The organism is Methylobacterium sp. CCH5-D2 (assembly GCF_001556475.1).
Taxonomy (GTDB): domain Bacteria; phylum Pseudomonadota; class Alphaproteobacteria; order Rhizobiales; family Beijerinckiaceae; genus Methylobacterium; species Methylobacterium hispanicum.
Genome location: NZ_LSIX01000180.1, coordinates 1 through 11,164 on the forward strand (window position 1 = coordinate 1; position 11,164 = coordinate 11,164).

General features: G+C 73.7%; 8 protein-coding genes. 4 read left to right on the forward strand and 4 right to left on the reverse strand.

Features of this window, described 5'->3' with window-relative positions; genetic code table 11:
• Nucleotides 1–107: 107 nt before the first annotated feature.
• The 3 genes from AX737_RS04690 to AX737_RS04700 all read left to right on the forward strand — a co-directional run bounded on the left by AX737_RS04690 (nucleotide 108) and on the right by AX737_RS04700 (nucleotide 5,219).
• The gene (locus AX737_RS04690) at nucleotides 108–797 is read left to right on the forward strand and encodes a response regulator transcription factor (protein ID WP_066919374.1); all 690 of its coding nucleotides are present in this window, start codon (nucleotides 108–110) and stop codon (nucleotides 795–797) included.
• A complete protein-coding gene (locus tag AX737_RS04695; protein WP_066919376.1) occupies nucleotides 787–2,241 on the forward strand; it encodes a HAMP domain-containing sensor histidine kinase in 1,455 nt (484 codons plus the stop codon). The genes AX737_RS04690 and AX737_RS04695 overlap by 11 nt, the downstream gene beginning before the upstream one ends.
• A 71-nt stretch (nucleotides 2,242–2,312) precedes the next feature.
• Nucleotides 2,313–5,219 carry a bifunctional [glutamine synthetase] adenylyltransferase/[glutamine synthetase]-adenylyl-L-tyrosine phosphorylase gene (locus AX737_RS04700; RefSeq protein WP_066919378.1) on the forward strand — a complete coding sequence of 969 codons (2,907 nt, stop codon included), beginning with the start codon at nucleotides 2,313–2,315 and terminating at the stop codon, nucleotides 5,217–5,219.
• A gap of 139 nt (nucleotides 5,220–5,358) precedes the next feature.
• On the opposite strand, the gene AX737_RS04705 is transcribed toward AX737_RS04700, so the two are convergent.
• On the reverse strand, nucleotides 5,359–5,619 hold the full coding sequence (locus tag AX737_RS04705) for a hypothetical protein (protein ID WP_066919382.1): 261 nt from the start codon (nucleotides 5,617–5,619) through the stop codon (nucleotides 5,359–5,361).
• 1 nt (nucleotide 5,620) lies between these two features.
• On the opposite strand from AX737_RS04705, the gene AX737_RS04710 reads away from it, so the two are divergent.
• Nucleotides 5,621–5,806, forward strand: a complete 186-nt coding sequence (locus AX737_RS04710) for a hypothetical protein (protein WP_197430457.1) — start codon at nucleotides 5,621–5,623, stop codon at nucleotides 5,804–5,806.
• A gap of 139 nt (nucleotides 5,807–5,945) precedes the next feature.
• On the opposite strand, the gene AX737_RS04715 is transcribed toward AX737_RS04710, so the two are convergent.
• The 3 genes from AX737_RS04715 to AX737_RS04725 form a co-directional block, all read right to left on the reverse strand.
• Nucleotides 5,946–8,852, reverse strand: a complete 2,907-nt coding sequence (locus AX737_RS04715) for a bifunctional [glutamine synthetase] adenylyltransferase/[glutamine synthetase]-adenylyl-L-tyrosine phosphorylase (protein ID WP_066919378.1) — start codon at nucleotides 8,850–8,852, stop codon at nucleotides 5,946–5,948.
• Nucleotides 8,853–8,923: 71 nt separating this feature from the next.
• A complete protein-coding gene (locus tag AX737_RS04720) occupies nucleotides 8,924–10,378 on the reverse strand; it encodes a HAMP domain-containing sensor histidine kinase (RefSeq protein WP_066919376.1) in 1,455 nt (484 codons plus the stop codon).
• Nucleotides 10,368–11,057 carry a response regulator transcription factor gene (locus tag AX737_RS04725; RefSeq protein ID WP_066919374.1) on the reverse strand — a complete coding sequence of 230 codons (690 nt, stop codon included), beginning with the start codon at nucleotides 11,055–11,057 and terminating at the stop codon, nucleotides 10,368–10,370. Before AX737_RS04725 ends, AX737_RS04720 begins: the two co-directional genes overlap by 11 nt.
• Nucleotides 11,058–11,164 lie beyond the last annotated feature (107 nt).

An 11,164-nucleotide genomic window follows, 5' to 3' on the forward strand; every position in this document is an offset into this window, starting at 1 on the left:
AGGGGCTCTGCGCGAGACTGCGCCCTCACCGAGAGGGGAGGGGGCTTATGCCCGCGCCGCATCCGCAGAGCTTGCCGTCCGCGCCGTCCGCTGTATGGAGCGCGTCCATGCGGCTCTTGATCATCGAGGACGACGCGCAGGCCATCGCCTATCTGGCCAAGGCGTTTCGCGAAGCCGGGCACCTCGCCGACCAGGCGACGGACGGGCTCGACGGCTACGCGCTGGCGCGCGAGGGCCAGTACGACGTGCTGATCGTCGATCGCATGCTGCCGAAGCTCGACGGGTTGTCGCTGATCCGGTCCCTGCGCGAGCAGGGCGTGACGACGCCGGTGCTGATCCTCTCGGCGCTCGGACAGGTGGACGACCGGGTCAAGGGCCTGCGCGCCGGCGGGGACGACTACCTGCCCAAGCCCTACGCCTTCTCCGAACTCCTGGCCCGCGCCGAGGTGCTGGCCCGCCGCGCCGCGCCGGCGCAGGGGGGAGCGGAGGCGACGACCTACCGGGTCGGCGCGCTCGAGCTCGACCGGCTGTCGCATCGCGTCGCGCGGGAGGGTCGGGAGATCGTGCTGCAGCCGCGCGAGTTCCGGCTCTTGGAGTACATGATGCGCCATGCCGGCCAAGTGGTGACCCGCACGATGCTGCTGGAGCATGTCTGGGATTACCATTTCGACCCGCAGACCAACGTGATCGACGTGCACGTGTCGCGCCTGCGCGCCAAGATCGACCGGGGGTTCGAGCACCCGATGATCCACACGGTGCGGGGCGCCGGCTACGTGCTGCGGGCGGATGAGCGCTGACGAGGCGACGCCCGAGAGCGCCTGGGCAAAAGTACAAAAACTCTTCCGCACCACGGCCTTCAAGCTGTCGCTGGCCTATCTCGTGGTCTTCGCGGCCTGCGCGGTGGTGGCGCTCGGCTACGTCGCCTGGAACGCGCGCCGCGTGCTCGACGACCAGATCGTCTCGACGATCGACGCCGAGATCAACGGCCTGTCCGAGCAGTACAATGCCGGGGGCCTGCGCCGGCTGATCAACGTCGTCGAGCGCCGCTCGCGCGAGCCCGGCGCCTCGCTCTACCTCGTCACCACGGCGGCGGGCGAGCACGTGGTCGGCAACGTCGCCGAGGTGCCGGCCGCGATCCTGTCCCGCCCGGGGCAGGTCGAGACCGCCTACGCGCGCGGCAGCACGGACGGCGAGGTGCACCGGGCGATCGTGCGGATCTTCACCCTGCCGGGCGGCTTCCGGCTGCTGGTCGGGCGCGACACCGAGGAGCGCGACCGGCTGCGCGCGGTGATCGGGCGGGCCTTCGGCTCCTCCCTCGCCGTGGTGGTGCTGCTCGGCGTCGTCGGCGGCTGGTTCGTGGCGAGCCGGGTGCTCGCCCGGGTCGACGCGATGACCGAAACCACGCGGGCCATCATGGCGGGCAATCTCGGCGACCGGCTGCGGCTGGCCGGCAACGGCGACGAGCTCGACCGGCTGGCGCTCAACCTCAACCGGATGCTGGAGCGCATCGGCGAGCTGATGCGGGGCCTGCGCGAGGTCTCGGACAACATCGCCCACGACCTGAAGACGCCGCTGACGCGCCTGCGTAACCGGGCCGAGGCGGCGCTTGCGGGCTCCGACTCGCCGGAGGCGCTGCGCGCTGCGCTGGAGGGCGTGATCGAGGAGAGCGACGGGCTGATCCGGGTGTTCAACGCCCTCCTGATGATCGCGCGGCTGGAGGCGGACGACCGCGGCGCGGCGCTCGGCACCCTCGATCTCGGGCCGGTGGTGCGCGGGGTGGGCGAGCTCTACGAGGCGCTCGCCGAGGAGCAGGGGGTGAGCCTCACCGTCGCGGCGCCGGACGGACTCGGCGTCACGGGCAACCGCGAGCTGATCGGACAGGCGCTGGCGAACCTCATCGACAACGCGATCAAGTACGGGCGCCGGGGCGGCGGCACCATCGCGGTCGCGGCCGCGCGGGCGGGGGACACGATCCGGTTGAGCGTCTCCGATTCCGGGCCCGGCATCCCGGAGGCCGAGCGCGGCCGGGTGCTCGACCGCTTCGTGCGGCTGGAGGCGGCCCGCTCCGCACCCGGGTTCGGGCTGGGGCTCAGCCTCGTCAACGCCGTGGTGCGGCTGCACCACGGCAGCCTCGCGCTCGAAGACAATGCGCCGGGCCTGCGCGTCGTGGTAACCTTGCCGGCAAGAGCGGAGGAGCGCCAGAGCATCGTCCCGGATACGGGATCCAGGACGATGCTTTAACCTCCTGATGCGGCATCGTCTTTTCCGAAAGCCGGACGCCGCCTTTCGGGACGATGCGCTAGGGAGGGTCGATGAGCCGGGACAGCCTGCGGGATCGCCTGTGCCAGGCGCCGGTGCTCGCCGACCCGGACGGGGCCGCCGCGCGGCTCGCCGATCTGGACCGGCCGGAGCTGGCCGCGGATCCGCGGGTGCGGGCGGTTCTGGCGGGGCTTGCCGAGCACTCGACCTTCCTGTGGGGCATCGCGACGCGCGATCCCGAGCGGCTCGGCCAGCTCCTTGAGGCCAGCCCGGAGGAGAACCTCGCCCGGCTCGTCGCCGACCAGCGCGCGGCCGGGCGGCCGGAGCCGGGCTCGAACGTCGATCTCGAGGCGGTCGGGCGGCGGCTGCGGCGCAACCGGCAGGCGCTGGCGCTCCTCGTGGCGATGGCCGATATCGGCGGGGTCTGGCCGCTGGAGCAGGTGACGGGCGCGCTCTCGGACTTCGCCGACGCCTCCGTGGCAGGCGCGCTCGACGCGCTGCTGCGGCAGGCCGCCGATCTCGGCCGGTTTCTCCCGAAGGATCCGGGGGACCTACAGGCCGGCAGCGGCCTCGTCGTGCTCGGGCTCGGCAAGCTCGGGGCGGGCGAGCTGAACTACTCGAGCGACATCGACCTCGTGGTCTTCTTCGATCCCGAGGCGGCGCCGCTCCGCGCGGGCACGGAGCCGACGCCGTTCTTCAGCCGGCTCGCGCAAGGATTGGGCAAGCTGCTGCAGGAGCGCACCGGCGAGGGCTACGTCCACCGGGTCGATTACCGGCTGCGGCCGGACCCCGGCTCGACGCCCACCGCGATCTCCTTCAACTCGGCCTTCAGCTACTACGAGACGGTCGGCCAGAACTGGGAGCGGGCGGCCTTCATCAAGGCGCGGCCGATCGCGGGCGACATCGCGGCCGGCGAGCGCTTCCTGGCGGAGCTGCGCCCCTTCATCTGGCGCAAGTACTTCGATTTCGGCTCGATCGCCGACGTGCACGCGATGAAGCGCCAGATCCACGCGGTGCGCGGGCACGAGCGGCTGGCGGTGGCCGGCCACGACATCAAGCTCGGGCGCGGCGGCATCCGCGAGATCGAGTTCTTCGTGCAGACGCAGCAGCTCGTCTTCGGCGGGCGCCGGCCCACCTTGCGCGGGCGCCGCACCCTGGAGATGCTGGCCGGGCTCGTCGCCGAGGGCTGGATCGACGCGGCGGCGCGGGACGAACTCGCCGACGCCTACCGCTTCCTGCGCGGCATCGAGCACCGGCTGCAGATGCAGGAGGACGCCCAGACCCAGCGCCTGCCCGAGGCCGCCGACGCCCTGGAGCGGTTCGCGCGGTTCGCCGGCTACGCGACGCGGGCGGACTTCGAGGCGGCCTTGCTCGCCCATGCCGGCCGGGTGCAGGCGCACTACGCCCTGCTGTTCGAGGCGGAGCCCGATCTCTCGGCCGGCATCGGCGACCTCGTCTTCAGCGGGGCGGGCGACGACCCCGAGACGCTGAAGACGCTGGGCCAGCTCGGCTTCCGCGAGCCGGAGCGGGCGGTCGAGACCGTGCGCGGCTGGCATTTCGGGCGGCGCCCGGCCGTGCGCAGCGCCCGCGCCCGCGAGGTGCTGACGGAGCTGGTGCCGGCCCTGATCCAGGCGCTCTCGGGCACGCCGGACCCCGACGCGGCGCTCGCCGCCCTCGACCGGGCCTTCGGGCAGATGCCGGCGGCGGTGGAACTGCTGATCATCCTGCGCTCGCACGAGCGGCTGCGGCTGCTCTTCGCGGACCTCCTCGGCACCGCGCCGCGGCTCGCCGACACCGTAGCCTTCAGCCCGCACGTGCTCGACGCGGTGATCGACCCGGCCTTCGTCGAGCCGGTCAGCGAGGCGGCCGCGCTCGACGCGCAGTTCCGAGCACTCGTCGGGTCGCCGGGGTCGGTGGAGGAGTTCCTGGACCGCAGCCGCGACGCGGCCCGGCAGATGCGCTTCGTGACCGGGGCGCGGCTCCTCTCCGGCATCCTGCCGCCGGCAGGCGCCGGGCGGGCCTTCTCGGGCGTCGCGCAGGCGGCGGTGGCGGCAAGCCTGGAGGCGGTGTCCGAGGCCTTCGCGCGGGATCACGGCCGGGTCCCGGGCGGGCGGATGGTGGTCCTGGGCTTCGGGCGGCTCGGCTCGCGCCAGCTCACCGCCGATTCCGACCTCGACCTCGTGGTTCTGTACGATTTCGACCCCGACAACCGCCAGAGCGACGGCCCGCGCTCCCTCGATGCCGCGGTGGCCTACAACCGGCTGACCCAGCGCCTCGTCGCGGCGCTGACCGCGCCGACCCGGCGCGGCACCCTCTACGAGGTGGACCTGCGCCTGCGCCCCGGCGGCGGCCAGGGCATGATCGCCACGCAGGCCCGCAGCTTCCGGCAGTACCTCGCCGAGTCGGCCGAGACCTGGGAGCTGATGGCCCTCACCCGCGCCCGCGTGCTCTGCGGGGACGCCGCGCTCGCCGACCAGATCCGGGCCGTGATCGCGGAGGCGGTCGGCCGGCCGCGCGATGCCGCGGGCGTGGGGCGCGAGGTCCGGGCGATGCGCGACCTCGTCGCCGCCGAGAAGGGGGACGCCGGTCCCCTCGACCTGAAGCTGGCGCCGGGTGGGCTCCTCGATCTCGACTTCCTGGCCCAGGCGCTGGTGCTCGGCCACGCGCAGGCCCACCCGGACCTCGTCGGCCGCGACGCGCCGGAGGTCTTGGAGCGGGCCGGCGCGCTGGGCCTGCTGCCGGAGGAGGCGGCCGACCGCCTGGTCGCGGCCTACCGGCTCTTCGACGACATCCACCAGTGGCAGCGGCTGATGATCGAGGGCGACCCGGCCGACCCGCCCCCCGCCGTGCTCGGCCGGATCGCGGTGGCCGCGGGGCTGCCGGACGCGCGGGCCCTGACGGCGCAGCTGGAGGAGGAGCGGCGGACGGTGCGGGGGCTGTTCGAGAGCCTGCTGGGCTGAGGGCGACAGGTCGTCCGATCTTCTTGGGCCATCCCCCGGTACAGGCGCAGGCAGGGCCGATGACGCGCATCTCCCTCCCCCGCGGAAGGGGGAGGGAGGTGCGGCGCGGTGTGATCGGTTCCGACGATCCCGTGGGCCCTCAGGAACTCATCCGCACCCGGCCCGGCAGCGCCGGGCGGAGCGCCGGGCGCTCGGAGGCTGCCGCGCGCACCTTCGGGCTCTCGGGCGCGTGGTGGGGCTGGTAGGCCTCGGCCGGGCCGCCGCGCTCGCGCAAGGGGCGGTCGGTGATCGCCGAGATCAGGTCGCGGGCGGCTGCCCGGCTCACCGTGCGGAACAGGCGCACGAGGTCGAAGACGCGCTCGGCCGAGCGCGTCTTCGACCTCGTGCGCCTGTTCCGCACGGTGAGCCGGGCAGCCGCCCGCGACCTGATCTCGGCGATCACCGACCGCCCCTTGCGCGAGCGCGGCGGCCCGGCCGAGGCCTACCAGCCCCACCACGCGCCCGAGAGCCCGAAGGTGCGCGCGGCAGCCTCCGAGCGCCCGGCGCTCCGCCCGGCGCTGCCGGGCCGGGTGCGGATGAGTTCCTGAGGGCCCACGGGATCGTCGGAACCGATCACACCGCGCCGCACCTCCCTCCCCCTTCCGCGGGGGAGGGAGATGCGCGTCATCGGCCCTGCCTGCGCCTGTACCGGGGGATGGCCCAAGAAGATCGGACGACCTGTCGCCCTCAGCCCAGCAGGCTCTCGAACAGCCCCCGCACCGTCCGCCGCTCCTCCTCCAGCTGCGCCGTCAGGGCCCGCGCGTCCGGCAGCCCCGCGGCCACCGCGATCCGGCCGAGCACGGCGGGGGGCGGGTCGGCCGGGTCGCCCTCGATCATCAGCCGCTGCCACTGGTGGATGTCGTCGAAGAGCCGGTAGGCCGCGACCAGGCGGTCGGCCGCCTCCTCCGGCAGCAGGCCCAGCGCGCCGGCCCGCTCCAAGACCTCCGGCGCGTCGCGGCCGACGAGGTCCGGGTGGGCCTGCGCGTGGCCGAGCACCAGCGCCTGGGCCAGGAAGTCGAGATCGAGGAGCCCACCCGGCGCCAGCTTCAGGTCGAGGGGACCGGCGTCCCCCTTCTCGGCGGCGACGAGGTCGCGCATCGCCCGGACCTCGCGCCCCACGCCCGCGGCATCGCGCGGCCGGCCGACCGCCTCCGCGATCACGGCCCGGATCTGGTCGGCGAGCGCGGCGTCCCCGCAGAGCACGCGGGCGCGGGTGAGGGCCATCAGCTCCCAGGTCTCGGCCGACTCGGCGAGGTACTGCCGGAAGCTGCGGGCCTGCGTGGCGATCATGCCCTGGCCGCCGCCGGGGCGCAGGCGCAGGTCCACCTCGTAGAGGGTGCCGCGCCGGGTCGGCGCGGTCAGCGCCGCGACGAGGCGCTGGGTCAGCCGGTTGTAGGCCACCGCGGCATCGAGGGAGCGCGGGCCGTCGCTCTGGCGGTTGTCGGGGTCGAAATCGTACAGAACCACGAGGTCGAGGTCGGAATCGGCGGTGAGCTGGCGCGAGCCGAGCCGCCCGAAGCCCAGGACCACCATCCGCCCGCCCGGGACCCGGCCGTGATCCCGCGCGAAGGCCTCGGACACCGCCTCCAGGCTTGCCGCCACCGCCGCCTGCGCGACGCCCGAGAAGGCCCGCCCGGCGCCTGCCGGCGGCAGGATGCCGGAGAGGAGCCGCGCCCCGGTCACGAAGCGCATCTGCCGGGCCGCGTCGCGGCTGCGGTCCAGGAACTCCTCCACCGACCCCGGCGACCCGACGAGTGCTCGGAACTGCGCGTCGAGCGCGGCCGCCTCGCTGACCGGCTCGACGAAGGCCGGGTCGATCACCGCGTCGAGCACGTGCGGGCTGAAGGCTACGGTGTCGGCGAGCCGCGGCGCGGTGCCGAGGAGGTCCGCGAAGAGCAGCCGCAGCCGCTCGTGCGAGCGCAGGATGATCAGCAGTTCCACCGCCGCCGGCATCTGCCCGAAGGCCCGGTCGAGGGCGGCGAGCGCCGCGTCGGGGTCCGGCGTGCCCGAGAGCGCCTGGATCAGGGCCGGCACCAGCTCCGTCAGCACCTCGCGGGCGCGGGCGCTGCGCACGGCCGGGCGCCGCCCGAAATGCCAGCCGCGCACGGTCTCGACCGCCCGCTCCGGCTCGCGGAAGCCGAGCTGGCCCAGCGTCTTCAGCGTCTCGGGGTCGTCGCCCGCCCCGCTGAAGACGAGGTCGCCGATGCCGGCCGAGAGATCGGGCTCCGCCTCGAACAGCAGGGCGTAGTGCGCCTGCACCCGGCCGGCATGGGCGAGCAAGGCCGCCTCGAAGTCCGCCCGCGTCGCGTAGCCGGCGAACCGCGCGAACCGCTCCAGGGCGTCGGCGGCCTCGGGCAGGCGCTGGGTCTGGGCGTCCTCCTGCATCTGCAGCCGGTGCTCGATGCCGCGCAGGAAGCGGTAGGCGTCGGCGAGTTCGTCCCGCGCCGCCGCGTCGATCCAGCCCTCGGCGACGAGCCCGGCCAGCATCTCCAGGGTGCGGCGCCCGCGCAAGGTGGGCCGGCGCCCGCCGAAGACGAGCTGCTGCGTCTGCACGAAGAACTCGATCTCGCGGATGCCGCCGCGCCCGAGCTTGATGTCGTGGCCGGCCACCGCCAGCCGCTCGTGCCCGCGCACCGCGTGGATCTGGCGCTTCATCGCGTGCACGTCGGCGATCGAGCCGAAATCGAAGTACTTGCGCCAGATGAAGGGGCGCAGCTCCGCCAGGAAGCGCTCGCCGGCCGCGATGTCGCCCGCGATCGGCCGCGCCTTGATGAAGGCCGCCCGCTCCCAGTTCTGGCCGACCGTCTCGTAGTAGCTGAAGGCCGAGTTGAAGGAGATCGCGGTGGGCGTCGAGCCGGGGTCCGGCCGCAGCCGGTAATCGACCCGGTGGACGTAGCCCTCGCCGGTGCGCTCCTGCAGCAGCTTGCCCAATCCTTGCGCGAGCCGGCTGAAGAACGGCGTCGGCTCCGTGCCCGCGCGGAGCGGCGCCGCCTCGGGATCGAAGAAGACCACGAGGTCGATGTCGCTCGAGTAGTTCAGCTCGCCCGCCCCGAGCTTGCCGAGCCCGAGCACGACGAGGCCGCTGCCGGCCTGTAGGTCCCCCGGATCCTTCGGGAGAAACCGGCCGAGATCGGCGGCCTGCCGCAGCAGCGCGTCGAGCGCGCCTGCCACGGAGGCGTCGGCGAAGTCCGAGAGCGCGCCCGTCACCTGCTCCAGCGGCCAGACCCCGCCGATATCGGCCATCGCCACGAGGAGCGCCAGCGCCTGCCGGTTGCGCCGCAGCCGCCGCCCGACCGCCTCGAGATCGACGTTCGAGCCCGGCTCCGGCCGCCCGGCCGCGCGCTGGTCGGCGACGAGCCGGGCGAGGTTCTCCTCCGGGCTGGCCTCAAGGAGCTGGCCGAGCCGCTCGGGATCGCGCGTCGCGATGCCCCACAGGAAGGTCGAGTGCTCGGCAAGCCCCGCCAGAACCGCCCGCACCCGCGGATCCGCGGCCAGCTCCGGCCGGTCCAGATCGGCGAGCCGCGCGGCGGCCCCGTCCGGGTCGGCGAGCACCGGCGCCTGGCACAGGCGATCCCGCAGGCTGTCCCGGCTCATCGACCCTCCCTAGCGCATCGTCCCGAAAGGCGGCGTCCGGCTTTCGGAAAAGACGATGCCGCATCAGGAGGTTAAAGCATCGTCCTGGATCCCGTATCCGGGACGATGCTCTGGCGCTCCTCCGCTCTTGCCGGCAAGGTTACCACGACGCGCAGGCCCGGCGCATTGTCTTCGAGCGCGAGGCTGCCGTGGTGCAGCCGCACCACGGCGTTGACGAGGCTGAGCCCCAGCCCGAACCCGGGTGCGGAGCGGGCCGCCTCCAGCCGCACGAAGCGGTCGAGCACCCGGCCGCGCTCGGCCTCCGGGATGCCGGGCCCGGAATCGGAGACGCTCAACCGGATCGTGTCCCCCGCCCGCGCGGCCGCGACCGCGATGGTGCCGCCGCCCCGGCGCCCGTACTTGATCGCGTTGTCGATGAGGTTCGCCAGCGCCTGTCCGATCAGCTCGCGGTTGCCCGTGACGCCGAGTCCGTCCGGCGCCGCGACGGTGAGGCTCACCCCCTGCTCCTCGGCGAGCGCCTCGTAGAGCTCGCCCACCCCGCGCACCACCGGCCCGAGATCGAGGGTGCCGAGCGCCGCGCCGCGGTCGTCCGCCTCCAGCCGCGCGATCATCAGGAGGGCGTTGAACACCCGGATCAGCCCGTCGCTCTCCTCGATCACGCCCTCCAGCGCAGCGCGCAGCGCCTCCGGCGAGTCGGAGCCCGCAAGCGCCGCCTCGGCCCGGTTACGCAGGCGCGTCAGCGGCGTCTTCAGGTCGTGGGCGATGTTGTCCGAGACCTCGCGCAGGCCCCGCATCAGCTCGCCGATGCGCTCCAGCATCCGGTTGAGGTTGAGCGCCAGCCGGTCGAGCTCGTCGCCGTTGCCGGCCAGCCGCAGCCGGTCGCCGAGATTGCCCGCCATGATGGCCCGCGTGGTTTCGGTCATCGCGTCGACCCGGGCGAGCACCCGGCTCGCCACGAACCAGCCGCCGACGACGCCGAGCAGCACCACCACGGCGAGGGAGGAGCCGAAGGCCCGCCCGATCACCGCGCGCAGCCGGTCGCGCTCCTCGGTGTCGCGCCCGACCAGCAGCCGGAAGCCGCCCGGCAGGGTGAAGATCCGCACGATCGCCCGGTGCACCTCGCCGTCCGTGCTGCCGCGCGCGTAGGCGGTCTCGACCTGCCCCGGGCGGGACAGGATCGCGGCCGGCACCTCGGCGACGTTGCCGACCACGTGCTCGCCCGCCGCCGTGGTGACGAGGTAGAGCGAGGCGCCGGGCTCGCGCGAGCGGCGCTCGACGACGTTGATCAGCCGGCGCAGGCCCCCGGCATTGTACTGCTCGGACAGGCCGTTGATCTCGGCGTCGATCGTCGAGACGATCTGGTCGTCGAGCACGCGGCGCGCGTTCCAGGCGACGTAGCCGAGCGCCACCACCGCGCAGGCCGCGAAGACCACGAGATAGGCCAGCGACAGCTTGAAGGCCGTGGTGCGGAAGAGTTTTTGTACTTTTGCCCAGGCGCTCTCGGGCGTCGCCTCGTCAGCGCTCATCCGCCCGCAGCACGTAGCCGGCGCCCCGCACCGTGTGGATCATCGGGTGCTCGAACCCCCGGTCGATCTTGGCGCGCAGGCGCGACACGTGCACGTCGATCACGTTGGTCTGCGGGTCGAAATGGTAATCCCAGACATGCTCCAGCAGCATCGTGCGGGTCACCACTTGGCCGGCATGGCGCATCATGTACTCCAAGAGCCGGAACTCGCGCGGCTGCAGCACGATCTCCCGACCCTCCCGCGCGACGCGATGCGACAGCCGGTCGAGCTCGAGCGCGCCGACCCGGTAGGTCGTCGCCTCCGCTCCCCCCTGCGCCGGCGCGGCGCGGCGGGCCAGCACCTCGGCGCGGGCCAGGAGTTCGGAGAAGGCGTAGGGCTTGGGCAGGTAGTCGTCCCCGCCGGCGCGCAGGCCCTTGACCCGGTCGTCCACCTGTCCGAGCGCCGAGAGGATCAGCACCGGCGTCGTCACGCCCTGCTCGCGCAGGGACCGGATCAGCGACAACCCGTCGAGCTTCGGCAGCATGCGATCGACGATCAGCACGTCGTACTGGCCCTCGCGCGCCAGCGCGTAGCCGTCGAGCCCGTCCGTCGCCTGGTCGGCGAGGTGCCCGGCTTCGCGAAACGCCTTGGCCAGATAGGCGATGGCCTGCGCGTCGTCCTCGATGATCAAGAGCCGCATGGACGCGCTCCATACAGCGGACGGCGCGGACGGCAAGCTCTGCGGATGCGGCGCGGGCATAAGCCCCCTCCCCTCTCGGTGAGGGCGCAGTCTCGCGCAGAGCCCCT